Below are 24,886 nucleotides of genomic sequence, written 5' to 3'. Positions count from 1 at the left end.
GTTCTTAGCCGCGCGCGATCAGCGCTGCGTCAGCCGCGACCTTCTGGGCCGCTTTCTCGCGGATCAGCCTTTCGAGCTCATCCACCAGATTGTCATTCGTCAACTTCTGCGACGGCTTGCCGTCGATGTAAATCAGGTTCGGTGTGCCGCCGGTCAGGCCTACGTGCGCCTCTTTGGCTTCGCCCGGCCCGTTGACCACGCAACCGATCACTGCAACATCCAATGGCACCAGCAGGTCTTCGAGGCGGACTTCCAGTTCGTTCATGGTTTTCACCACGTCGAAGTTCTGCCGCGAGCAGCTCGGGCAGGCAATGAAGTTGATGCCACGGGAACGCAAATGCAGGGATTTGAGAATGTCGTAACCGACCTTCACTTCCTCTACCGGGTCTGCCGCCAGGGAGATGCGGATAGTATCGCCAATCCCTTCGGCGAGCAGCATACCGAGACCCACCGCAGATTTCACTGTGCCTGAGCGTAAACCACCCGCTTCAGTGATACCCAGGTGCAACGGCTGCACGATTTCCTTGGCCAGCAGGCGGTAGGCTTCTACCGCCATGAACACATCGGAGGCCTTTACGCTGACCTTGAAGTCCTGGAAATTCAGGCGTTCAAGGTGTTCAACGTGGCGCAATGCCGATTCAACCAGCGCCGCCGGGGTGGGCTCGCCGTATTTCTTTTGCAGGTCTTTTTCCAGCGAACCGGCGTTGACGCCGATACGGATTGGAATGCCGCGATCACGGGCTGCATCCACCACGGCGCGCACACGGTCTTCGCGACCGATGTTGCCCGGGTTGATACGCAGGCAGTCCACACCCAGTTCGGCTACGCGCAGAGCGATCTTGTAGTCGAAGTGAATGTCGGCCACCAACGGCACCTTGACCAGTTGCTTGATGCGACCGAAGGCTTCGGCAGCGTCCATGTCCGGTACAGACACCCGCACGATGTCTACGCCGGCGGCTTCCAGACGGTTGATCTGGGCGACCGTAGCGGCGACGTCATTGGTGTCGCTGTTGGTCATGCTCTGTACCGCGATGGGGGCATCGCCACCCACAGGCACCGAGCCGACCCAGATCTTGCGCGATACGCGACGTTTGATTGGAGATTCGCCGTGCATGACTATTGTCCCAACTTCAGGCGAGCGGTCTCGCCGGTGGTGAACGGCGCCACGTCCACAGGCTGGCCGTTGTAGGCCACTTGCGCGCCACGGGCGAAGCCCAGACGCAGCGTCAAAGGAGGCTTGCCGCCCAGGTCGAGCGTATCTCCCTTACGCTTAAGGCCACTGGCCAGCACTTTGCCGTTGCCATCGGTGACTTGCGTCCAGCAGTCAGCGACGAAGGTAATCTGCACGCGCCCATCACCGGCGATCAACGCAGGGGTAGTGGGTGGCGAAATGGCCGGCGCGCTTGGCGTGGCAGTCGCAGGCGCCTGCACGGGAGCGGCCGGTGTATGCGCCTGGGCAACCGGGGCAGCCGGTGTTTGTGCGGGTGCCGCCGGGGTCGTAGGGGCGGTGGCGGAAGCGGCTGTTTCCGGCGCTGGCTGCTCGGTAGCAAGCGGCGCTTCAGGGGCGGCCTGACCTTCGACAACCGCCTGGTCTTCCGGCTCATCCAGCGGATGAATCTGCGTGGTGCCGTCGGCGCTTTCGACTTCGACGTGCTCCATGGCGTTACTGGTCAGGTCCTTGGTGCGCTGGGAGGCCTGGTCTTGCCACCAGACAAAGCCACCGCCAATGACCGCGATCAGCAGCAACAGGCTGACAATTCGCAAAATCGTGTGGGAAACCCGTACCGGTTCTTCAATACGACCCAGGCCATGGACATTACTGCCCTGGGAGTCGGTACCGGTGAACTGGTCGAACTCCTGGACCAGCACGGTCTGGTCAATGCCCAGCAACTTGGCGTAGGCGCGGATATAGCCGCGGGCGAAGGTATGCCCAGGCAGCTTATCGAACGCGCCGGCTTCCAGGTTGCCAAGGGACGTGGTGGTCAAATTGAGCTTGAGGGCCACTTCCGCCAGCGACCAACCATTGCTTTCGCGGGCCTGACGCAAGGTGTCGCCTGGGTTTACGCGATTAGCTGCTACAACTTCCGGGTGCGCCGCTTTCATCATTGCTCCGACAGGTATTGCTGATATTCCGGCGTACCGGGATAGAGTCGTTCGAGTTGCTGGCCAAAACGTGCGGCCGTGTCGCGTTCTTCATGAACCGTCGCCAGGCGCACACCGAGCAATAGACTACGTGCATTTTGCCCACTGAGCAGGCTAAAACGCTCGTAATAGTCACGTGCCGGCACATAATGCCTGTCTTCGTAGGACAACTCAGCCATTTCGAGCAATGCGCGAGGCTGGCGACCGTTCAAGTGCAGGGCTTTTTCCAGCTGTCGGCGGGCGCTGTCGCGCTGGCCGAGGCGCATCGAGGTCACCCCAAGGTTCTCGAATACCCGAGAGCGCTCAGGATAGAGGGTATCGGCGCTGGCTTGCTGGAAATAAAGGGCGGCCTGGTCATACCGTTTTTGCTCGAACAGGAAGCTGCCGTAATTGTTCAGCAGCCGCGGGTCGGCAGGACGGGAGGCCAGGGCCTTGTGAAAATACTGTTCGGCCAGCTCAGGCTCGGCCTGGGCCTGGAACACCAGGGCCAGTGCGGCATTGGCGTCGGCATCGTCGCTGTCCAGCTCAAGGGCCTTTTTCAGCGGTACCTTGGCCTGCTCGCTCATGCCTTGCCGAAGGTAACCCAAGCCCAGTTGCACATAGGCAACTCGCGCCTCATCACGGCCTTTACCGGTTTGCAAAGGGCTGTCATGGCCCGATGAAACACAACCGGCCGCAAGGCCGGTAACAAGCAACAGCAGCGCAAGGCGCAAGGGCATAGAGATCCTCTCTCAGATTCGATTCACAGCAATTTGCGGCAGATCGTCGGCGGCATTCAATTCACGCACGGCGATATAACGCTCGCTGCGGCGGGTGCGGTCCATCACCTGCCCTACCAATTGGCCACAGGCGGCGTCGATGTCTTCACCACGGGTGGTGCGTACGGTGACGTTGTAGCCGGCCTGGTGCAGTTGATCCTGGAAACGGCGGATGGCGTTGTTGCTCGGCCGCTCGTAGCCAGAATGTGGAAACGGGTTAAACGGAATCAGGTTGATCTTGCACGGGGTGTTCTTGAGCAACTCGATCATCTCGACCGCGTGTTCGACCTTGTCGTTGATGTCCTTGAGCATGGTGTACTCAATGGTCAGCACGCGTTTCTCACCCAAGGTCGCCATATAACGCTGGCAAGATTCGAGCAGCATCTTAAGCGGATACTTCTTGTTGATCGGCACCAATTGGTTACGCAATGCGTCATTGGGTGCGTGCAGCGACAACGCCAGGGAGACGTCGATGTGCTTGGCCAGCTCATCGATCATCGGTACCACGCCGGAGGTCGACAGGGTCACACGGCGCTTGGAGATGCCGTAGCCTAGGTCGTCCATCATCAGGTGCATGGCCGCAATCACGTTGTCGAAGTTCAGCAGCGGCTCACCCATGCCCATCATCACCACGTTGGTGATGGCACGGTCGACGGTCGCCGGGACGCTGCCAAAGGATTTGTTGGCAATCCACACTTGGCCGATGACTTCGGCGGCGGTGAGGTTGCTATTGAAGCCTTGCTTGCCGGTGGAGCAGAAACTGCAGTCCAGGGCACAGCCTGCCTGGGACGAAACGCACAAAGTACCGCGCTTGCCCTGGGGAATGTAGACGGTCTCGACGCAGCTGCCGGACGCCACGCGCACCACCCACTTACGGGTGCCATCGCTGGAGATGTCCTCGCTGACCACTTCAGGACCACGGACCTCAGCAATGGCCTTGAGCTTGTCGCGCAGGGCCTTGCTGACGTTCGTCATGGCGTCGAAATCGTCGACGCCAAAGTGGTGAATCCACTTCATTACCTGACCGGCACGGAAACGCTTCTCCCCGATTGAGTCGAAGAATTTCTCCATTTCCGGCTGGGTCAGACCCAGCAGGTTGGTTTTAACAGTCGATGTAGTCATGGATTCACCCTCACTCTTTAAGCCGATGCTTAGCGAGCGGTTACTTCAGTAGCGGCGAAGAAGTACGAGATTTCGCGAGCAGCAGCAGCTTCGGAGTCCGAACCGTGTACAGCGTTGGCGTCGATGGACTCAGCGAAGTCAGCACGGATGGTGCCGGCAGCGGCTTCTTTAGGGTTGGTAGCGCCCATCAGTTCGCGGTTCAAAGCGATAGCGTTTTCGCCTTCCAGAACCTGAACAACAACAGGACCGGAGATCATGAAGGCAACCAGGTCGCCGAAGAAGCCACGAGCGCTGTGCTCAGCGTAGAAGCCTTCAGCTTCAGCCTTGGACAGTTGCTTGAGTTTCGAAGCTACAACCTTCAGGCCGGCTTTTTCGAAACGAGTGGTGATCTCGCCGATGACGTTTTTTGCAACAGCGTCAGGCTTGATGATGGAGAAAGTACGTTGAACAGCCATGGTGTAACTCCAGAAACGGTAATTTACGAAAAATTAAACCCGCGAATTATACGCGGGTTATTGGGTATTGCCTAACTGCGTAAGGGAGGCGTCAGTCCTGCTCTTCTTTCCAGGCAGTCTGGATGGCCTCCAGGACCTTTTCACCGCCACGATCCCGCTCATCTTCAAACCCTGGCAACGCCATGACCATGTCACGCAAAGCTACAAAGTTCAGGGAATAAGGATCCAGACCCGGGTTGCCGTCGGCCAACAGGATAGCGATCTCTTGCACATCAACCCATTTAAGACTCATGACACTTCCTTGAATCAATGCGGCGCTTCGGCTGCATGGTTGAGGGAATATTTCGGGATTTCGACGGTGATGTCTTCAGTTCCGACCTTTGCCTGACAGCTTAGACGCGAAGTCGCTTCCAAGCCCCACGCACGGTCAAGAAAGTCCTCTTCCAGCTCATCGGCCTCTTCAAGGCTGTTGAAGCCCTCGCGAATGACGCAATGACAGGTGGTGCAGGCGCACACACCGCCGCAGGCGCTTTCGATTTCGATGTGGTTGTCATGGGCAACTTCGAGGATGGACTTGCCGGTCTCAGCCTCCACGACCATACCGTCCGGGCAATGCTCGGCGTGTGGCAGAAAAATGACCTGCGGCATTAATTATTCCTCGAGTTCATTCAGGTTGCGCCCCGCCAGGGCGGCTTTTACCGACTGGTCCATACGGCGGGCAGCAAAAGCATCGGTCACTTGCGACAGACGCTTGGTCTGTTGCTCGATGGCGTAGCCATCGGTGCCTTTTATCAGTTCGGCCAGTTCCTGCATCTGCAGGTCAATAACCATGCGCTCTTCGGCGTCCAGCAGGCGCTCGCCGTCAGCATCCAGGGCACCCTGCACAGCTTCGAGCAGGCGCTGGGCGTCGACTTGCTGCTCACGCAGTACGCGAGCGACCTTGTCGTCACCGGCGTATTGGAACGAATCCTTGAGCATCTTGGCGATTTCGCCGTCGGTAAGGCCGTAGGACGGCTTGACCTGGATGCTGGCTTCAACGCCCGAGGCCAATTCGCGCGCAGCGACACTGAGCAGGCCATCGGCGTCGACCTGGTAGGTCACGCGGATCTTCGCGGCACCGGCCACCATCGCCGGAATGCCGCGCAATTCAAAGCGCGCCAGGGAGCGGCAGTCGCTGATCAGCTCGCGCTCGCCTTGCAGCACATGAATCATCATGGCCGTCTGGCCATCTTTGTACGTGGTGAAATCCTGGGCGCGGGCGACGGGGATGGTGGTGTTGCGTGGAATCACCTTCTCCATCAAGCCACCCATGGTTTCCAGCCCCAGAGACAGCGGAATCACGTCGAGCAACAGCAGTTCGCCACCATCACGCTTGTTACCGGCCAAGGTATCGGCCTGGATGGCGGCACCGATGGCGACCACTTGATCCGGGTCGATTTCAGTCAGTGGCTGGCGACCAAAGGCCTCAGCCACGGCATCACGAACGCGCGGAACGCGGGTGGAACCGCCGACCATGACCACGGCACCGACGTCTTCCAGCTCAACACCGGAATCACGCACGGCACGGCGGCAAGCTTTCAGGCTGCGAGCGACCATCGGTTCGATCAACGCATCGAAGGCTTCGCGAGTCAGCTGGGCCGACCAGGTGCCGTAGGACACTTCAACAGTTGCAGCATCCGTCAGCGCTTCTTTGGCGGCGCAGGCGGTTTGCAGCAGATTACGCTGCGCGCCTGGGTCCAGGTCGGCCGACAAGCCGGCACTGCTGATGATCCAGCCCGCGATGGCGTGATCGAAGTCATCGCCACCCAAGGCGCTGTCACCACCGGTGGCCAGCACTTCAAAGACACCGCCGGTCAGGCGCAGGATCGAAATATCAAAGGTACCGCCGCCCAGATCGTAAATCGCGACCAGGCCTTCGGCGTGCTGGTCCAGGCCATAAGCTACTGCAGCAGCGGTCGGCTCGTTGAGCAGGCGCAACACGTTCAGGCCGGCGAGTTTCGCCGCGTCCTTGGTCGCCTGGCGCTGGGCGTCATCGAAATACGCCGGAACGGTGATCACCGCCCCCACCAATTCGCCGCCTAGGGTGGTTTCTGCACGCTGGCGCAGCACCTTGAGGATATCGGCCGACACTTCCACCGGGCTTTTCGGGCCCTGGACGGTGTCGATGAACGGCATATGGGATTCACCGCCGACAAAGCGGTACGGCAGTTGGTCGCCCAGTTGCTTGACGTCGGACAGACCACGACCCATCAAGCGCTTGACCGACAGCACGGTATTCAAAGGATCGGCAGAGGCCGCCAACTTGGCCGACTCGCCCACTTCGATGCGATCAGCGTGATAACGCACGGCAGACGGCAGAATCACTTGGCCATCAGCGTCGGGCAGCGGCTCGGACAGGCCGCTGCGCAAGGCAGCAACCAGGGAATTGGTGGTGCCCAGGTCAATCCCCACCGCCAGGCGACGCTGGTGCGGTTGAGGGCTTTGGCCGGGTTCGGCGATTTGCAGTAATGCCATGGTAATCAGGTCTTATCTGTCTATCAGGCGTGCATCACGGGCAGCACACTGGGTTAATCGTCGAGGCGCTCTTCTAGCTGGCGCACTTCGTAGGTGAGCTTGTCGAGGAACTGCATGCGCCGCATCAGGCGTTCGGCCTGTTCGCGTTGCGCTGCATCATTCCAACAAGCTGCGAAGCTTTCGTTGAGCTCATCCTGGGCCGTTTTCAGACGACGCTTGAAGACTGCGACACCCGCCACATCGGCTTCGTCCTGCAAGTCTTCGAGTTCTTCGCGCCACTGCATCTGCTGCATCAGGAAGTCCGGGTCGTGCACCGTGACTTCAATCGGCACCTCGCCACCATTCATTGCGAGCAGATAGCGCGCACGTTTGGGCGGGTTTTTCAGCGTCTGATAGGCCTCATTGAGGCTGGCCGATTTCTCCAGCGCGAGGCGTTGCTCACGCTCGGAAGCGTCAGCGAAGCGGTCCGGATGCACCCCACGCGCCAGTTCTCGGTAGCGCGTGGCAAGCTGCTCAAGGTCCAGCCGAAAGCTCGGCTGCAGCTCGAATAAAGCGAAATGACAAGGAGTACCCACGTATAGCCTCAGATGTTGAAGCTTTCGCCGCAGCCACATTCACCGCGTACGTTGGGGTTGTTGAACTTGAAGCCTTCGTTCAACCCTTCCTTGACGAAATCGAGTTCGGTGCCGTCCAGGTAGGTCAGGCTTTTAGGGTCGATGATCACTTTCTCGCCGTGACTTTCGAACACCTGATCCTCTTCAACCACCTCGTCGACAAACTCCAGCACGTAGGCAAGGCCGGAACAGCCCGTGGTGCGAACACCCAGACGAATCCCCTCACCTTTACCGCGCCCATTCAGGGAGCGGCGAATGTGCTGCGCAGCCGCTTCTGTCATGCTGATAGCCATCGTTGACTCCTTACTCGTCGCCAAATGCTTAGATCAAGCCTTTCTTCTGCTTGTAGTCGCGAACGGCCGCCTTGATGGCGTCTTCAGCGAGTACGGAGCAGTGGATTTTCACTGGCGGCAGGGCCAGTTCTTCGGCCAGCTGGGTGTTGCTGATAGTGACAGCCTCATCCAGGGTCTTGCCTTTCATCCATTCAGTCGCCAGGGAGCTGGAGGCGATGGCCGAACCGCAGCCGTAAGTCTTGAACTTGGCGTCTTCGATAACGCCAGCGTCGTTGACTTTGATCTGCAGGCGCATCACATCGCCGCACGCCGGAGCGCCGACCATGCCGGTGCCGACATCAGGGTCTTCCGCGTTCATCTTGCCGACGTTGCGCGGGTTTTCGTAGTGGTCGATGACCTTTTCGCTGTAAGCCATGGTACTGAATCCTCACTCATCAGGGCCGCTCTGGAACCCTGTAGAAACGCCTGCGTTTTCCGCCACGTTGCTACAGAGCTGGGGTGGCGGCTTCTATAGTTAGTGTGCCGCCCACTCGATCTTGGAAATGTCGACACCGTCTTTGTACATGTCCCACAGCGGCGACAGTACACGCAGTTTGTTGACGGCTTCGCAGACTTTCTGCGCGGCGTAGTCGACTTGTTCTTCGGTGGTGAAGCGGCCGAACGTAAAGCGGATCGAGCTGTGTGCCAGTTCGTCGTTGCGGCCCAGGGCACGCAGTACATACGAAGGCTCAAGGGACGCCGAGGTGCAGGCCGAACCGGACGAAACCGCCAGGTCCTTGAGCGCCATGATCAGCGACTCGCCTTCGACGTAGTTGAAGCTCAAATTCAGGTTGTGCGGTACACGGGCAGTCATGCTGCCATTGATGTACAGCTCTTCAAGGTTTTCGACCTGCTTGTAGAAGCGGTCGCTCAGGGCCTTGATGCGCACGTTTTCGGCAGCCATGTCTTCTTTGGCTACGCGGAAGGCTTCGCCCATGCCGACGATCTGGTGGGTCGCCAGGGTGCCCGAACGCATGCCGCGCTCGTGACCGCCGCCGTGCATGGTGGCTTCGATGCGCACGCGTGGCTTGCGGCTCACGTACAGGGCGCCGATGCCTTTAGGACCGTAGGTCTTGTGGGCGGAGAACGACATCAGGTCGACTTTCAGTTTCGACAGGTCGATGTCGACCTTGCCGGTGGACTGAGCAGCGTCGACGTGCAGCAGAATGCCCTTGGAACGGGTCAGTTCGCCGATGGCTGCGATGTCGTTGATGGTGCCGATTTCGTTGTTCACGTGGATCACGGACACCAGGATGGTGTCTTCACGCAGCGCGGCTTCGATCATGGCCGGAGTGACGATACCGTCGGTGGTCGGCTCGAGGTAGGTGACCTCGAAACCTTCACGCTCCAGCTGGCGCATGGTGTCGAGGACAGCCTTGTGCTCAATCTTGGTGGTGATCAGGTGCTTGCCTTTGGTCGCGTAGAAATGCGCCGCGCCCTTGATAGCCAGGTTGTCGGACTCGGTGGCACCGGAGGTCCAGACGATTTCACGCGGATCAGCGTTGACCAGGTCGGCGACCTGGCGACGAGCGTTCTCGACCGCTTCCTCGGCTTTCCAGCCGAACACGTGGGAACGGGAGGCTGGGTTGCCGAAGTTTCCGTCAACCAGCAGGCATTCGCTCATCTTTTGCGCGACACGCGGATCAACCGGGGTGGTCGCTGAGTAATCAAGGTAAATCGGCAATTTCATGGACTTTCTCCTAAATCAGGCTGGCTGGCGTGCCGTTAGCTCTTCGGCTGTCACTCGACGGCGGACGCTTCGATCTTGTCCAGACGCGGCGCCTTGGTGTTGCAACGGCGCTGGTCCTGACGCTGGGCTACTTCTTGCACCTCACGGCGAGTCACAAGATCAGCCAAGCTGATACCACTCAAAAACTCATGGATCTGCAGGCTCAGGTCACACCACAAGTGGTGCGTCAGGCAGGTGTCGCCGGCGTGGCAGTCACCCAGCCCCTGGCATTTGGTCGCGTCGACGGATTCGTTGACTGCGTCGATCACCTGGGCTACCTGGATGCCCTGCATGTCGCGGGACAGTTGATAGCCGCCGCCTGGCCCACGAACGCTGGAAACCAGATTGCTGCGGCGCAATTTGGCGAACAGCTGCTCAAGGTAGGACAGGGAAATGCCTTGGCGCTCGGAGATATCGGCCAGGGACACCGGCCCAGTTTGCGCGTGCAAAGCCAGGTCAAGCATGGCGGTCACCGCGTATCGGCCTTTTGTAGTCAGTCTCATGGACAAGTACCAAGGTGTTTCAGAATGGGAGCGAGTATGCGATTCCCGAGTATTTAAGTCAACTATAAGACCTAGTGCTTTAGTCGGGATTACCCGTAAAAAGGGCGCGCGAATCATAGCAGGATGGGGTGGGGACGAACAGCGGGAACAGGGCCAAGGCCCGATCTCAAGACCAATGGAGATCAAATGTGGGAGCTGGCTTGCCTGCGATTGCGGTGGACCAGCAGCTCAAGGGGTAGCTGGCACACCGCTATCGCAGGCAAGCCAGCTCCCACAGGAGATTTCTATCGACGGTAATATCTAGCCTGCCTTGGTGACTGATGCTTCATCCTTGATCTCGGCGAAGTCTTCTTCGCGCAACTCAGGCAGTTCCTTCGCACAGTACGGACTACCCAGGTCCTTCAGCGCGCCGCACATGCCGTCCAACTTGCCGTCCACCGCCTGCAGATGGTCGAGCAACTGGCCGATGGCGCGGGCCACCGGGTCGGGCATGTCTTCGCTGACACCATAGGCATCGAAGCCGATTTTCTCGGCCATGGCCTTGCGCTTGGCTTCTTGCTCGTCGCCGACTTCCGGCTTGACGATGATGCGACCCGGAATACCCACCACGGTTGCGCCAGGCGGCACAGCCTTGGTCACCACCGCATTCGAGCCCACCTTGGCACCGGCGCCGACGGTGAATGGGCCGAGCACCTTGGCGCCCGCCCCTACCACTACGCCATTTTCCAGCGTTGGGTGACGCTTGCCTTTGTTCCAGCTGGTGCCGCCCAGGGTCACACCCTGATAAAGCGTCACGTCATCGCCAATCTCGGCAGTCTCGCCGATCACGATGCCCATGCCATGGTCGATAAAAAAGCGACGACCGACCTTGGCCCCTGGGTGAATCTCGATCCCGGTCAACCAGCGACCAAAGTTCGACACCACGCGCGCCAGCCACTTCCAACCCATACCCCACAGGGCGCCGGACAGGCGATGGATCCAGATCGCATGCATGCCCGGGTAGCAGGTCAGCACTTCAAAGGCATTGCGCGCCGCCGGGTCACGGTGGAAAACACTTTGGATATCTTCTCGCAAACGCTCGAACATTTTTAATCCTTCCGCTTAAGAAGCTCGCCACGGGCCGCTTTCTGGGTTTCCGTGAGGATGCCACGCAATATATTCATTTCCGCCCGGCTGACCGAGCTGCGCCCGTACAGGCGGCGCAGGCGCGCCATCAAGTGCCGTGGTTTTTCCGGATCGAGGAATTCGATGGCCACCAGGGTTTGCTCCAGGTGCTCATAAAACCGCTCCAGCTCGTCCATCGTGGCCAACTCGCCACTTTTGATCGACGCCACTTCATCCTTCTCGACCTTGCTCGGCTGCCCTTCAGCGGCCAGCCAGGCCATGCGCACTTCGTAACTCAACACCTGCACCGCTGCCCCGAGGTTCAGCGAACTGAAGTCAGGGTCTGATGGAATGTGCACGTGGTAATGACATCGCTGCAGCTCTTCATTGGTGAGGCCGGAGTCTTCACGGCCGAACACCAGGGCGATTTCAGCGCCGCCGGCCGCCTCTTCCACCACTTTTGTGCCGCATTCGCGCGGATCCAGCAGCGGCCAGGGGATGCGCCGGTCGCGCGCACTGGTGCCGAGTACCAGGTTGCAGCCGACCAGGGCGTCTTCCAGGGTGGCGACGACCTGGGCTTTTTCCAGGATGTCATTGGCGCCGGACGCACGGGCATCAGCCTCGTGGTGCGGGAACAGACGCGGTTCGACCAGCACCAGGCGCGTCAGCCCCATGTTCTTCATGGCTCGCGCCACCCCGCCGATGTTGCCGGGATGACTGGTATTGACCAAGACGACACGAATGTTTTGCAGCAAGGGAGGCGCTCTCGGACACGGGAAAGGGGAGCAAATCTTACAGAACAGCCTAAGGTTATGCCATGAAAGCTAACGTCGTCCTTCACCTGAAGAAAGTTTCTGCTAGAATGCTCGGCTTTCTTTAACAACCTTAGGTGACACATCCATGCAGCCCATGCTGAATATCGCGCTGCGCGCCGCCCGCAGCGCCAGTGAATTGATCTTCCGCTCCATCGAGCGCCTGGATACCATCAAGGTCGACGAAAAAGACGCCAAGGATTACGTATCCGAGGTGGATCGCGCCGCCGAACAGAAAATCATCGACGCTCTGCGCAAGGCCTACCCTACCCACGGCATCCTCGGTGAAGAAACCGGTATGCACAAAGGCAGCGGCGAAGGCGAAGACTACCTGTGGATCATCGACCCACTGGATGGCACCACCAACTTCCTGCGCGGCATCCCGCACTTTGCCGTGAGCATCGCGTGCAAATACCGTGGCCGCCTGGAACACGCCGTTGTGCTGGACCCGGTCCGCCAGGAAGAATTTACCGCCAGCCGTGGCCGTGGCGCCCAACTCAATGGTCGCCGCCTGCGCGTCAGCGGTCGTACCAGCCTGGACGGCGCCCTGCTGGGTACCGGTTTCCCGTTCCGTGACGACCAGATGGACAACCTGGAAAACTACCTGGGCATGTTCCGCGCCCTGGTTGGCCAGACCGCCGGCATCCGTCGCGCTGGCGCGGCAAGCCTGGACCTGGCGTACGTAGCTGCCGGTCGTTTTGATGCGTTCTGGGAGTCGGGCCTGTCCGAGTGGGACATGGCTGCAGGCGCGCTGCTGATCCAGGAAGCAGGCGGTTTGGTGAGCGACTTCACCGGCGGTCACGACTTCCTTGAAAAAGGCCACGTGGTTGCCGGCAACACCAAATGCTTCAAGGCAGTACTGACGGCGATCCAGCCGCACCTGCCAGCTTCGCTGAAGCGCTAAGCGAGCAGGCACAAAAAAGCACCCCGAGGGGTGCTTTTTTTATGCCTGGGATTTGAGGTTTGCCGCGACTCCAGCAACAACACAAATCAATTGTGGGAGGGGGCTTGCCCCCGATTGCAGTGGGTCAGCACCTAACAAGCTGACTGATCCACCGCTATCGGGGGCAAGCCCCCTCCCACATTTTGAACTCACATAATTTTTTGCATCTGTACCAGGCTTGAGATTACTGCTGGTTCTGGCCCAGCACCAAGCGGCCTTCCTTGTCGACCGGAATCTGGCCGCCTGGATCACGGTCCATACGCACCGAGCCTTCCTTGCCATCCAAGGTGTAACGCACGTCATAACCGACAACCTTGTCGCTGATGTCGTTGACGGTGTTACAACGGGTTTGCGTGGTGGTGTAGGTATCGCGGTTCTGCATACCTTCCTGAACCTTGTTACCGGCATAACCGCCACCGACCGCACCGGCTACGGTAGCCAGCTTCTTACCGTTACCGCCACCGACCTGGTTACCCAATAGGCCACCGGCCAGTGCACCGACCACCGTACCGACGATCTGGTGCTGATCCTGCACGGGCTTCTGCCGAGTCACGGCGACGTCCTTGCAGACCTCACGCGGCGTTTTAATCTGGGTTTTCACCGGCTGCACCGCCAGCACTTGCGCATACTCAGGGCCGCTTTTTACCAGGCTGTAGGTGGCAACAGCACCCCCGGCAGTCACACCGACAGCACCCAATACCGCACCAACCAGTAACGACTTGTTCACGTTGAACCTCCTGACCATCACAAACGGACCGAACGATCCGCGCTATACCCAGCCTTGGAGCAAAAAAAAAGGCACGAGTTCAATCCTCGTGCCTTCTTTGTAACAGCAAGTCAACGACACCCCATCAAGGGCGGTCGTCGACCTCCTTGCCGGTAGCGGCAGGAGGGATCAAGTCTTCGCTGCTGAGGTTCAGCCAGATCAGCACCACGTTGGCGATGTAGATCGACGAGTAGGTACCCGCCAGCACGCCGATAAACAGCGCCAGGGAGAAGCCCCACAGGTTGTCGCCACCGAAGATCATCAGTGCCGCAATCGCCAGCAAGGTGGAGATCGACGTCGCCATGGTCCGCAGCAGGGTCTGGGTGGTGGAGATGTTGATGTTCTCGACCAACGTTGCCTTGCGCAGTACCCGGAAGTTCTCACGAACCCGGTCGAATACCACGATGGTGTCGTTGAGGGAGTAACCAATGATCGCCAGCACCGCCGCCAGCACGGTCAGGTCGAAGGTAATCTGGAAGTACGCCAGGATACCCACGGTCACGATCACGTCGTGGATCAGCGACACAATGGCGCCGACACCGAACTTCCACTGAAAGCGGAACGCCAGGTAGATCATGATGCCGACCAGCGCCATCAGCATGCCGAGGCCGCCTTGGTCGCGCAGCTCTTCACCGACTTGCGGGCCCACGAACTCGACGCGCTTGACCGACGCTGGGTTGTCGCCGCCGACCTTCTGCAAGGCCTCGGCAACCTGGTGACCCAGTTGCGGGTCTTCGCCAGGCATACGCACCAGCAGGTCGGTGGTGGCACCGAAGCTCTGCACCACGGCCTCGTGGTAGCCGGCCTTGACCAGCTCGCTGCGCACCAAGGTAACGTCGGCCGGCTTCTCGTAGGTCAGCTCGATGAGCGTACCGCCGGTGAAGTCCAGCCCGTAGTTCAGACCCTTATGGAACCAGCTGAACAACGCCAGAACGGTAAGGAGCACGGTGACGCCGAACGCAATGTTGCGAACGCCCATGAAGTTGATTGTACGTAACATGGCAGCCCCTTAAATCCACAACTTCTTGAAGTCACGCCCGCCAAAGATCAGGTTGACCATTGCGCGGGTCACCATGATGGCCGTGAACATCGAGGTAAAGATACCGAGGGACATGGTTACCGCAAAACCTTTGACCGGGCCGGTGCCCATGGCAAAGAGAATCCCGCCGACCAGCAATGTGGTCAGGTTGGAGTCGAGAATCGCGGTAAATGCCCGGCCGAAGCCTTCGTTGATTGCGCGCTGTACGGTCATGCCCGCAGCGATCTCTTCACGGATCCGCGAGAAGATCAGTACGTTGGCGTCCACCGCCATACCCATGGTGAGTACGATACCGGCGATGCCTGGCAGGGTCAGCGTAGCGCCCAGCAGCGACATCAAGGCCAGCAGCATCACCATGTTGCCCGCCAGGGCCACGGTGGCGATGATGCCAAAGAAGCGGTAGATGGCGATGATGAACAGCGACACAAACAGCATGCCCCACAAGGCGGCATCGACACCCTTGGTGATGTTGTCCGCACCCAGGCTCGGGCCGATGGTACGTTCTTCAGCGAAGTACATCGGCGCAGCCAGGCCGCCAGCACGCAGCAGCAAGGCCAGTTCCGAGGACTCGCCCTGGCCGTTCAGGCCAGTGATACGGAATTGAGCACCCAGCGGCGACTGGATGGTCGCCAGGCTGATGATCTTCTTCTCTTCCTTGAAGGTCTGTACCGGCACGTCTTTCTCGACGCCGTTGACCATCTGCTTGGTGTAGGTGGTCACCGGGCGTTGCTCGATGAAGATCACCGCCATGCTACGACCGACGTTGCTGCGCGTGGCGCGGCTCATCAGTTCGCCGCCATGGCCATCCAGGCGGATGTTCACTTCAGGTGTACCGTGCTCGCCGAAACCGGCCTTGGCGTCAGTTACCTGGTCACCGGTGATGATCAAGCCACGCTCGATCAACGCAGGAGGACGGTTGCCTTCACGGAACTCAAACTCTTCGGAAGTGGCGCGGGTAGCACCCGGCTCAGCCGCCAAGCGGAATTCCAGGTTGGCGGTTTTACCGAGGATACGCTTGGCTTCAGCGGTGTCCTGTACGCCCGGCAGCTCAACCACGATGCGGTTGGCGCCCTGGCGCTGCACGATCGGCTCGGCCACACCCAGCTCGTTGACGCGGTTACGGACCGTGGTCAAGTTCTGCTTGATCGAGTATTCACGGATTTCCGCGATCTTCGCCGGGCTCATCGCCAGACGCAGTACAGCCTGGCCATTGAGGTCAGCCGGGACGATATCGAAATCGTTGAAGTTCTTGCGGATCAGCGCGCGGGCCTGTTCGCGGGAAGCTTCGTCAGCGAAGCCCAGCTGGATGGCACCGTTGAGCTGCGGCAGGCTGCGATAACGCAGTTTCTCTTTACGCAGCAGGCTCTTCACGTCGCCTTCGTAGACTTTCAGGCGCGCGTCGAGGGCTTTGTCCATGTCGACTTCCAGCAGGAAGTGCACACCACCGGACAAGTCCAGACCCAGCTTCATCGGGTGCGCGCCAATGCTGCGCAGCCAGGCGGGTGTGGTCTGTGCCAGGTTGAGCGCGACCACGTAGTCGTCGCCCATGGCCTTGCGCACGACATCTTTGGCCGGCAATTGGTCTTCTTGCTTGGTCAGGCGCAACAAGCCGCCCTTCGCATCAGCTGCCAATGTTGCCGCTTTAACCTGGATACCGGCATCGGTCAGCGCTTTGCTCGCGCGTTCCAGGTCAGCCTGATTGACTTGCAGCGAAGTGCTGGCGCCCGTGATCTGGATCGCAGGGTCATCAGGATAGAGATTGGGAGCGGAATAAATAAAACCGATCGCCAGCACCGCCAGGATCAGTACGTATTTCCACAGAGGGTATTTGTTCAGCATCACGCCGCCCGCTTATAACGCGGGGCGCCTTGCGCGCCCCGTCGATTGGTAAAGGTTGTTACTTAGATCGCTTTCAGCGTGCCTTTAGGCAGCGTGGCGGCGATGGCGCCTTTCTGGAACTTCATTTCGACGGTGTCAGAGACTTCCAGCACCACGAAAGCATCGGAAACCTTGGTGATCTTGCCGGCGATGCCGCCGGTGGTTACAACTTCGTCACCTTTCTGCAGGCTGCCCAGCAGGTTTTTCTGCTCTTTGGCGCGCTTGGCCTGTGGACGCCAGATCATCAGGTAGAAGATGACCAGGAAACCGACCAGGAAAATCCACTCGAAACCACCGCCCATAGGGCCGGCAGCAGCAGGCGCAGCGGCATCAGCCATGGCGTTAGAGATAAAAAAGCTCATTTAGCACTCCAGTTGCAAATAGTGAATCTTAGGGTCGGAAAACTCAGTCCAAGGGCGGCACAGGGAGCCCGCGCTTGGCATAGAAGGCATCGACGAAGGCGGCCAATGTACCCTGTTGAATAGCCTCGCGCAAACCAGCCATCAGGACTTGGTAGTGACGCAAATTGTGGATGGTATTCAACATGCTACCCAGCATTTCCCCGCACTTGTCCAGATGGTGCAGATAAGCACGGGAGAAGTTCTGGCAGGTGTAGCAGTCACAGGTGGGATCCAGCGGCGAATCATCATGGCGATGGAACGCGTTACGGATCTTCAGCACGCCTGTATCGATGAACAGATGCCCATTGCGGGCATTACGGGTTGGCATCACGCAATCGAACATGTCCACACCGCGGCGCACACCCTCTACGAGATCTTCCGGTTTGCCAACGCCCATAAGGTAACGAGGTTTGTCAGCAGGCATCAGGCCCGGCAGGTAATCCAGCACCTTGATCATCTCGTGCTTGGGCTCGCCCACCGACAGACCGCCGATGGCCAGGCCGTCAAAACCGATTTTGTCGAGGCCCTCCAACGAGCGTTTACGCAGGCTTTCATGCATGCCGCCCTGGACGATACCGAACAGCGCCGCCGTGTTGTCGCCATGGGCATTCTTCGAACGCTGGGCCCAACGCAGGGACAACTCCATGGAAATCCGCGCGACGTCTTCGTCAGCCGGGTACGGCGTGCATTCGTCGAAAATCATCACGATGTCGGAGCCCAGGTCGCGCTGCACCTGCATCGACTCTTCCGGGCCCATGAACACCTTGGAACCGTCCACAGGCGAGGCGAAGGTCACGCCCTCCTCCTTGATCTTGCGCATGGCACCCAGGCTGAACACCTGGAAACCACCCGAGTCGGTCAGGATCGGGCCTTGCCACTTCATGAAGTCATGCAGGTCGCCATGCTTCTTGATCACTTCCGTGCCTGGGCGCAGCCACAGGTGGAAGGTGTTGCCGAGGATGATCTCGGCGCCGGTGGCGACGATGTCGCGCGGCAGCATGCCTTTGACAGTGCCGTAAGTGCCCACGGGCATGAACGCCGGGGTCTCGACGGTGCCGCGCGGGAACGTCAGGCGACCACGACGGGCTTTGCCGTCAGTGGCGAGCAATTCAAACGACATACGACTCATAGTTGTTCCTCTGGGCCGCGTGGCGCCGGATTACGGGTGATAAACATCGCATCACCGTAGCTGAAAAAACGGTACCCATTGTCGATGGCGGCTTGATAAGCGGCCATGGTCTCGGGATAACCGGCAAATGCCGACACCAGCATCAACAGCGTGGATTCCGGCAAATGGAAGTTGGTGACCAGGCAATCGACCACATGGAACGGCCGACCTGGGTAGATAAAGATATCGGTGTCGCCACTGAACGGCTTGAGCACGCCATCACGCGCCGCACTCTCCAGCGAGCGCACGCTGGTGGTACCCACGGCAATCACCCGCCCGCCGCGCGCCTTGCACGCTTCAACCGCATCCACGACGTCCTGACTGACTTCCAGCCACTCGCTGTGCATATGGTGGTCTTCGATGTTATCCACACGCACCGGCTGAAACGTGCCGGCCCCCACGTGCAGGGTCACATAGGCGGTCTCGACGCCCTTGGCCGCAATCGCATCCAGCAGCGGCTGGTCGAAATGCAGCCCGGCAGTCGGTGCGGCGACGGCACCCAGACGCTGGGAGTACACCGTCTGATAGCGCTCGCGGTCCGAGTCTTCGTCGGGGCGGTCTATATAAGGAGGCAACGGCATATGGCCGACGCGCTCCAGCAACGGCAACACCTCTTCGGCGAACTTGAGCTCGAACAGCGCATCATGCCGCGCCACCATCTCGGCTTCGCCACCGCCATCGATCAAGATCGAAGAGCCCGGTTTCGGCGACTTGCTGGAGCGCACATGGGCCAGCACACGATGGCTGTCCAGCACCCGCTCCACCAGAATTTCCAGCTTGCCGCCAGAAGCTTTCTGGCCAAACAGCCGCGCCGGAATCACCCGGGTATTGTTGAACACCATCAAGTCGCCTGGGCGCAAATGCTCAAGCAAATCAGTGAATTGACGGTGTGCGAGGGCACCGCTTACCCCGTCCAGGGTCAGCAGTCGACTGGCGCGACGCTCGGCCAAAGGGTGGCGAGCGATCAGCGAATCAGGGAGCTCAAAAGTAAAGTCAGCAACGCGCATGATGGGGTTCGTCTAGCAGGGCCGGGAAGTCTAGCGGAAATAGTCAAAATTGACCATGAAACGTGATTGACCAACGGTAATCTCATCTCTATACTTCGCCGCCATTGAGCCCTGATGGCGGAATTGGTAGACGCGGCGGATTCAAAATCCGTTTTCGAAAGGAGTGGGAGTTCGAGTCTCCCTCGGGGCACCATCTTAAAAAAAGACCTTGAAATTCAAGGTCTTTTTTTTCGCCTGTAGAAAAGTGGCACCAGCGGATTCATCCCCCACCGCCCACTTCCAACCTGAAACACAGTCCAAATGTGGGAGCTGGCTTGCCTGCGATTGCGCCAGCCCCAACACCGTCAAACCACCTGCCTATACCTCAACCGAATCCCCCTCCTCCGCCACCCCATTCGGCAACATCCCATTCGCCAAATCATCCACCACCGCCTTCGCCATCTCCCCCAAATAATGTGCCGCCCATGCATAGCGATCTGCACCTTTGTCCATGGCTGCATCCAATGCCAGCATTTTTGAACAATGGAGAAGCTCGGAGGCATGCTCAAGGGCATCGCGAATGGGTACGCCGGAATTGACGCGGAATAGGTGGTGGAGGCTGGGCTGTTTGCCGCAGCTGGAGAAGGTGATGACGCCGAGGGTTTTGTTGAGAGGTGGGTTGATCATTGGGCACCTCCCAAGTGGGCGGAGGTGTGGGTTGTGGGATTACGAGGGTACGACCTATCAGAAACGTTCATTGCTCAAGCTCCTAATGTAGAGAGCTACCACGTTCGTTTCTCATGCGAATGGGTGGCAGCTATGCGCGGGCTGAGAAACCGGGACAATAGGAACCCGGCAGACCCGAAGGTCTCCCACGCATAGCCACCATGACACAGACATGCGGGCACAAAAAAGCGCCAACAGTCTAATGGATGGTGGCGCCTATGCGCCTATTGTTTCTCGGATTCTCAAGTCCGGTCGCTGGGTTGGAAGCGACGGAGGAAAAGTAGCTCAGGAGCGGCTGGAGATGAAAGTTAGTATCTGTGGCGAGAGATTTCCGGTGGCCAGCCTGGAGGGCTGCGGGCATTAGGAAGAGGAAAGTAGTGCACTGACCCGATTACGCGATTGACCTCTACGTACCACTGCTCGTACCGTTCGGACCGATGACCATCAATGAAGATACGGTCGCTGCGAAGGCAGGTGTGTTTTCCATTGAGCAACTGATCACCGCTTGATTGCCCGCGTCGTGACTACCAGTCGTGACGCTCCCCCCTAAACCAGAGCATCACCCGCGGAACACCAAACGTGTTCCGCATTACTGGTGTTCCGGTTTATCGCATTTGGTGTTCCACCTCTGAAGCCTTTATTTACTTGGCGGCTAGCGTTTCTGGAACACGTGGAATACCGCGTTTTCGCTACCTTTGGATTTAGCGTTCCCCTAGCCCCTTTTCACGGCGTGAACCGTCAGCGCGAACGGACGCGACGGATCGCTCCAGATCCGCCGATCTGATGTGTCCGACTCCTCCCAGGCGAAGGAGTCGTACGGTCAGATTTTACCGGTCCTCCCTAAGGGGGGGCCCCTACACGGGTTATCAGACTCGCAGCTTTCCTCTAGCTGAGACTTCCGTAGAGATGTCCGTCTTTATAAAGGAGTTACTGCCACGCTGGCATGAGGTGTACCAAATCACTCAAAACGCTGCTCGCGTGTTAAATCTTGACTAGCCTCTTTTTCTCGCTGAGCCTTAATGAACTTCCCAGCAAGAATATTTTTCTCTTCCACTACAACACGCACTTCTACCATTGAAAAATCTAAAAGCGCTGAAAAAGCTTTCGCCCTCAACTCTAAAATATCAGCCAATGAATTCGTCCATGAGCCAGGGTAAATCTTTTCAAAGAACACTTCTATAATGTCGGCTTTATTAGCAGCTACCGCCAATACCGCTAGTGCATGCTCGCTAATCAAAAAACCTTTTGGAGGATCAATATTCTGGAGACTATCAGCAACCGGCAAATACACAGTTAACGCAGAAACGACAAACTGAAATTTTTGTTCATCCCTCTCACACCAACTAATTAGCCGATGGACAGGCACAGAGTTTAACGGAGAAGCCTCTCCAGAAACCCTATCTTTAAAAAACACATGAACCGCTTGTTCGACAGGCCTATCTTTTCGAAAAATTCTATCCAGCAACAATTCTGGAAAATTTCTAACAACAGTTTTGATCACATTTAAAATTTCAAAATTATATAAACGATACGACATCAACCCCTCGTATAGCACATCTATGATCTCGACAATTTTAGTAGTTATCACAGAGTCTGAAAGACAAACAGCTAACACTAAATCGATGCTATGACTGGGGAGGCCTTTAATTTCATTTCTATGCATCGTCAAAAGAACATGGAGTGAGTTAGTCCCTATAGATACCAACTCATCCGACGGAGAATAGCTATTACCCTTCTCAGCAAAAAACCTCATACCTAAGATATCCAGCGAAGTCAGAACTCCGCAATCCAACCTATTAATGGATGTTAATATGCAACATAAATCAGAGTCGGAAATATTGCTGTGAGCTTGGCCATGTCCAAGCTGTCGAAAGCGCCACGCATCTACCTCTTTACTGTCAGCTAATAAAATAAGCTTCTGGATGCCCCAATCATCTATAGGGCTGGCGCACAGCAAAAATATGAAATAAGGAGAAAGCTCAGGTGCCTCAAGTACGCATTGCAGAATGAAGCGAGCACATTCAATATCTGCGGAGTACACCTCATTAATAAAGCCTGCGAATAATCCTGGCTCTATAGTTTCCTGCTTTTGGTCTCTCATCAATTGCAGAAGATACTCAAACATTTCATACGGGTCACTACTCCCTCGCGCAAGCCCTTTACCAAACAACCGAAGTGAATCGATTTGTTTACTCCACAACTTATTTCCGATTGATTCGAGTAGCCTGTAGTCCGACGCAGCGCGGACACCTAATAAAATAACCCTCTCATGAATCGCATCCACTTGCGCGGTATAATTATCTGAAAAACTTTCCGACTGATCCCAAGTATTGGTTAGTGCATAAGCCTCAATCTCAGCATTAACTCCCATAGGAGCCGTCAATTTTTCCAGCGCTTCCAAGCGAAGTAAAAGCTTACCGCCAAAACTTTTACCACGAAATTTAATGGTCCGCTGTATGGATCTCCAAATTTCAGTCCAATTCCCTTCAGCGCCATACTTTTTAATCACTTCCTCCAATTCTTCAATGCATCCCGCGAAGGCCCACAACCCCATAAAATGCCTTGCAATTAGAGTTTTCGCGAGTGACTGTGCTTTTTTATCTGTAGATTCCAAACAAGGGTGAAGTTGCTTGATAAACCCTCTATACCAAGCCTGGACTTCACTCTGATTTGCTGGGACCCAACCATAAGTTCTAGTCCTCGCACCAAAATTAAAACTAGCTGAAGATGACCAATTAGAAACTTGAAAAGCAGAGTCAAATAAATTTTCCGCAATTTCCTGATGACGACCATTACTCGAAACTATTAGCTGCCCAGCAACTTTCTGCCGTAGCGAAGGCGGCGCATTAGTTCCTGACAAATAAAGAGAAAACAACTGATCAAGCCTACCAACAATACTATTGTTATTCTCATCAACCTTCTCAGACTCAGCAAACTTCAATATAACCTGCACAGCTCTATCAAACAGACTTTCATCATAAGCAATTTTACATAACAAATTGACAAAGCGACTGAAAAACTTATTTTCCCTAGATGCAAACCCCTTCTCATTCGACGCCAAATCAATTGCATTGAGAACCACAACAGGAAATACCGGAGCTATATATTCCAAAGTCTTCAACTGTTCGTCGTTACAAGTTGCTATATCCTGCAAAGGCCCTCCAGGCCTAACCCAAGAACTCGCCAAATCATAAGCAAGGTCAATATCGTGCAAATAACCAATTCTGTGCGCACATGACACTAATAGCCGTGAATTCTCAGGCTTAAACAGCTCAGAATTTATCTCATCTACTGAAATATCCTCCAAAGCTCGCTTTGCCAACCGATTGGCAAGAGCATGTGGAAGCACGGCACGCCAATCTCCGCGTTTTTGTGACAGTTGTCGCCTCAACAACTCTGCGTGAGATTTATATAGTTCGCGTCGCCTCGTTCCACCAATTAAAGCCAAAACCTCCAGTTCGTTATTCAATAACGCCGAGTCCACATTGAATGAATATACAAGCGATAAAATCGCAGCATGCTCCATTAAATTTTCACTGCTTTCCTTTCGCTGGGTAAACAAACGATAAAACAGTTCCTCATCAGTAAAATTTGAAAGTGTTTCACCTGCCTTTACCCGGTCAGCCAAGGCTAATGCAATACGGGCGTTACCTCCGGCAAACTCTGATACCTTATCGGCATTAGGCGGCCCCAGATTTGGAAATCGTTTCTGCACTAACTTTGAAACGTTTCCCTCACTAGATGGCTCAATATGGAACACCATAGTTTCTTCTGGGTGGTCATCAGAAATATCATACTCAATAGTTAATAAACTTAGTTTTACATCACCTTTAAAAATCAGCTTCTGCAACCTTCGATGAACATCAGGAGGACAATTATCTAGCACAACATAGGCGCAAAAATTATTAGCAATCAGATAGGAAACCAACTCTGAGGCAGAAGGAGAGATCTCATCACCCAAATCTGCATAGATCACATCGGTCGAAGGAATCACATCTTTGCCAACATTTGACTCAAATAGTGCCTGAGCAAAACGTGTTTTCCCGACTCCCGACAGGCCAGTAATACGTACTACGCTCCCAGCGGCGCGAAGCTGCTTACGTACCAAATTTATCCCATCTAGTAATGACACAGGGTCCGCCATACCAGAACTTTTATCCAGAATGCAGGGGTGTTCATCCTGTAGGAAATCATCAGAGCCAGCAGGAGCGGACGTCCATCGGCCAAATGGAAGCCAGCCTGATAATTGTTTACCTAATTTTGATCGAACCCATAAACCAACGCCAGGATGTTGCCGTAGCCAAACGGCTAAGCGATCCCTACCGTAAAAATCGACGACTAGATTATTTTTATCCCTTAAATCAACAAGTGCTGCCTTCATGCCCGCTACACGTTCAGAAAGCATTTTATCGGTGCAGTCATCTTTCCCACTTACAATTATGTAAGCGCCATTCTTGCCTGCCAAGTTATTAATAATTTCCTTTGGCTGCCCTTTATATAGCATTTCCTTCCTACATGCAGCCTTGCCCATGCTATTTTTCTTTACTTGAAACCCTGTATTATCTCGAACCACAAAACCCGGCTTCGTGAGACTTCCTGCCCCCCTAACATACACATCCAATCCACCATCCGGAGCCTCTTGAGCGCCTCCCCAAAATACACAAGAAGGCTGTATTTCTTGTCGAGACAACTCTGCTTCACACAATCTCGCCACCAACTCTCTTAGGTCGCCGTCGGTAAGATCAGATATATCAGCCGGATCGAGTTCAAAAAACTTCATGAAAGCACTCTTTTAAAGATTATTTTCGGACCCACTGCCGATGCATCCTGCGCATGGACCAGTCTACGGCTATATTTAGCTTTTTAAGCACTCTTACATGATCAATTTATAGCT

At 56.6% G+C, this 24,886-nt stretch carries 24 protein-coding genes and 1 tRNA gene; 2 read left to right on the top strand and 23 right to left on the bottom strand.

Translation table 11 applies throughout. The annotated features are described in order from the left end of the window. Positions 1-4: 4 nt before the first annotated feature. From ispG to trmJ, 15 genes are all read right to left on the bottom strand, one after another. Positions 5-1,114: a flavodoxin-dependent (E)-4-hydroxy-3-methylbut-2-enyl-diphosphate synthase gene (gene ispG / locus AC3ZU9_RS02375; protein ID WP_015885739.1), complete on the bottom strand. Its 1,110-nt coding sequence runs from the start codon at positions 1,112-1,114 to the stop codon at positions 5-7. 2 nt (positions 1,115-1,116) lie between these two features. Then, on the bottom strand, positions 1,117-2,103 hold the full coding sequence (locus tag AC3ZU9_RS02370) for a RodZ domain-containing protein (RefSeq protein WP_093543288.1): 987 nt from the start codon (positions 2,101-2,103) through the stop codon (positions 1,117-1,119). Beyond that, entirely contained in the window at positions 2,103-2,861 is a 759-nt protein-coding gene (gene pilW / locus AC3ZU9_RS02365) for a type IV pilus biogenesis/stability protein PilW (RefSeq protein WP_015885741.1), read from the bottom strand. Before pilW ends, AC3ZU9_RS02370 begins: the two co-directional genes overlap by 1 nt. A 12-nt stretch (positions 2,862-2,873) precedes the next feature. After that, positions 2,874-4,022 carry a dual-specificity RNA methyltransferase RlmN gene (gene rlmN / locus AC3ZU9_RS02360; RefSeq protein WP_003238464.1) on the bottom strand — a complete coding sequence of 383 codons (1,149 nt, stop codon included), beginning with the start codon at positions 4,020-4,022 and terminating at the stop codon, positions 2,874-2,876. Between the two features lie 29 nt (positions 4,023-4,051). Further along, a complete protein-coding gene (ndk, locus tag AC3ZU9_RS02355; RefSeq protein WP_003175956.1) occupies positions 4,052-4,477 on the bottom strand; it encodes a nucleoside-diphosphate kinase in 426 nt (141 codons plus the stop codon). A 91-nt stretch (positions 4,478-4,568) separates the two neighbouring features. After that, the gene (gene iscX / locus AC3ZU9_RS02350) at positions 4,569-4,769 is read right to left on the bottom strand and encodes a Fe-S cluster assembly protein IscX (RefSeq protein ID WP_043205852.1); all 201 of its coding nucleotides are present in this window, start codon (positions 4,767-4,769) and stop codon (positions 4,569-4,571) included. Between the two features lie 14 nt (positions 4,770-4,783). Continuing rightward, on the bottom strand, positions 4,784-5,125 hold the full coding sequence (gene fdx, locus AC3ZU9_RS02345) for an ISC system 2Fe-2S type ferredoxin (protein ID WP_015885743.1): 342 nt from the start codon (positions 5,123-5,125) through the stop codon (positions 4,784-4,786). Between the two features lie 3 nt (positions 5,126-5,128). Continuing rightward, positions 5,129-6,991: a Fe-S protein assembly chaperone HscA gene (hscA, locus tag AC3ZU9_RS02340; protein ID WP_490090271.1), complete on the bottom strand. Its 1,863-nt coding sequence runs from the start codon at positions 6,989-6,991 to the stop codon at positions 5,129-5,131. Between the two features lie 53 nt (positions 6,992-7,044). Then, positions 7,045-7,566, bottom strand: a complete 522-nt coding sequence (gene hscB, locus AC3ZU9_RS02335) for a co-chaperone HscB (RefSeq protein WP_046035232.1) — start codon at positions 7,564-7,566, stop codon at positions 7,045-7,047. 8 nt (positions 7,567-7,574) lie between these two features. Further along, on the bottom strand, positions 7,575-7,898 hold the full coding sequence (gene iscA / locus AC3ZU9_RS02330; RefSeq protein WP_003209680.1) for an iron-sulfur cluster assembly protein IscA: 324 nt from the start codon (positions 7,896-7,898) through the stop codon (positions 7,575-7,577). 28 nt (positions 7,899-7,926) lie between these two features. After that, positions 7,927-8,313, bottom strand: a complete 387-nt coding sequence (gene iscU, locus AC3ZU9_RS02325; protein ID WP_003175965.1) for a Fe-S cluster assembly scaffold IscU — start codon at positions 8,311-8,313, stop codon at positions 7,927-7,929. A gap of 99 nt (positions 8,314-8,412) precedes the next feature. Next, positions 8,413-9,627, bottom strand: a complete 1,215-nt coding sequence (locus tag AC3ZU9_RS02320; protein ID WP_010207898.1) for an IscS subfamily cysteine desulfurase — start codon at positions 9,625-9,627, stop codon at positions 8,413-8,415. Between the two features lie 50 nt (positions 9,628-9,677). Continuing rightward, positions 9,678-10,169: a Fe-S cluster assembly transcriptional regulator IscR gene (iscR, locus tag AC3ZU9_RS02315; RefSeq protein WP_003194020.1), complete on the bottom strand. Its 492-nt coding sequence runs from the start codon at positions 10,167-10,169 to the stop codon at positions 9,678-9,680. A gap of 300 nt (positions 10,170-10,469) precedes the next feature. Then, positions 10,470-11,255, bottom strand: coding sequence for a serine O-acetyltransferase (cysE, locus tag AC3ZU9_RS02310; protein WP_231808741.1), 786 nt, complete (start codon positions 11,253-11,255; stop codon positions 10,470-10,472). Positions 11,256-11,257: 2 nt separating this feature from the next. Then, positions 11,258-12,028, bottom strand: a complete 771-nt coding sequence (gene trmJ / locus AC3ZU9_RS02305; RefSeq protein WP_015885748.1) for a tRNA (cytosine(32)/uridine(32)-2'-O)-methyltransferase TrmJ — start codon at positions 12,026-12,028, stop codon at positions 11,258-11,260. Between the two features lie 145 nt (positions 12,029-12,173). On the opposite strand from trmJ, the gene suhB reads away from it, so the two are divergent. Then, positions 12,174-12,989, top strand: a complete 816-nt coding sequence (suhB, locus tag AC3ZU9_RS02300) for a type III secretion system regulator SuhB (protein WP_015885749.1) — start codon at positions 12,174-12,176, stop codon at positions 12,987-12,989. 223 nt (positions 12,990-13,212) lie between these two features. On the opposite strand, the gene AC3ZU9_RS02295 is transcribed toward suhB, so the two are convergent. The 6 genes from AC3ZU9_RS02295 to queA all read right to left on the bottom strand — a co-directional run bounded on the left by AC3ZU9_RS02295 (position 13,213) and on the right by queA (position 19,287). Further along, complete coding sequence (locus AC3ZU9_RS02295) at positions 13,213-13,755, bottom strand: glycine zipper 2TM domain-containing protein (protein WP_015885750.1); 543 nt, start codon at positions 13,753-13,755, stop codon at positions 13,213-13,215. 124 nt (positions 13,756-13,879) lie between these two features. Then, complete coding sequence (secF, locus tag AC3ZU9_RS02290) at positions 13,880-14,794, bottom strand: protein translocase subunit SecF (protein ID WP_064053767.1); 915 nt, start codon at positions 14,792-14,794, stop codon at positions 13,880-13,882. 9 nt (positions 14,795-14,803) lie between these two features. Next, a complete protein-coding gene (gene secD / locus AC3ZU9_RS02285; protein ID WP_043205853.1) occupies positions 14,804-16,672 on the bottom strand; it encodes a protein translocase subunit SecD in 1,869 nt (622 codons plus the stop codon). A gap of 62 nt (positions 16,673-16,734) precedes the next feature. Further along, a complete protein-coding gene (gene yajC, locus AC3ZU9_RS02280) occupies positions 16,735-17,073 on the bottom strand; it encodes a preprotein translocase subunit YajC (RefSeq protein WP_003175975.1) in 339 nt (112 codons plus the stop codon). A 43-nt stretch (positions 17,074-17,116) separates the two neighbouring features. Continuing rightward, a complete protein-coding gene (gene tgt / locus AC3ZU9_RS02275; protein WP_003175976.1) occupies positions 17,117-18,232 on the bottom strand; it encodes a tRNA guanosine(34) transglycosylase Tgt in 1,116 nt (371 codons plus the stop codon). Positions 18,233-18,237: 5 nt separating this feature from the next. Next, on the bottom strand, positions 18,238-19,287 hold the full coding sequence (gene queA / locus AC3ZU9_RS02270) for a tRNA preQ1(34) S-adenosylmethionine ribosyltransferase-isomerase QueA (RefSeq protein WP_015885754.1): 1,050 nt from the start codon (positions 19,285-19,287) through the stop codon (positions 18,238-18,240). A gap of 108 nt (positions 19,288-19,395) precedes the next feature. Here queA and AC3ZU9_RS02265 point away from each other — a divergent pair. Further along, positions 19,396-19,480 (top strand) — tRNA-Leu (locus tag AC3ZU9_RS02265). 164 nt (positions 19,481-19,644) lie between these two features. Here the strand turns inward: AC3ZU9_RS02265 and AC3ZU9_RS02260 are convergent. Both AC3ZU9_RS02260 and AC3ZU9_RS02255 read right to left on the bottom strand, forming a co-directional pair. Beyond that, positions 19,645-19,953, bottom strand: coding sequence for a DUF3077 domain-containing protein (locus AC3ZU9_RS02260; protein ID WP_250947282.1), 309 nt, complete (start codon positions 19,951-19,953; stop codon positions 19,645-19,647). 997 nt (positions 19,954-20,950) lie between these two features. After that, positions 20,951-24,772: a hypothetical protein gene (locus AC3ZU9_RS02255; RefSeq protein ID WP_490090270.1), complete on the bottom strand. Its 3,822-nt coding sequence runs from the start codon at positions 24,770-24,772 to the stop codon at positions 20,951-20,953. Positions 24,773-24,886: the final 114 nt, after the last annotated feature.

The sequence above is a fragment of the Pseudomonas sp. A39 genome (assembly GCF_058145955.1).
Note: the sequence above shows the minus strand (reverse complement) of the source record. Positions and strands in the feature narration are given on the sequence as shown.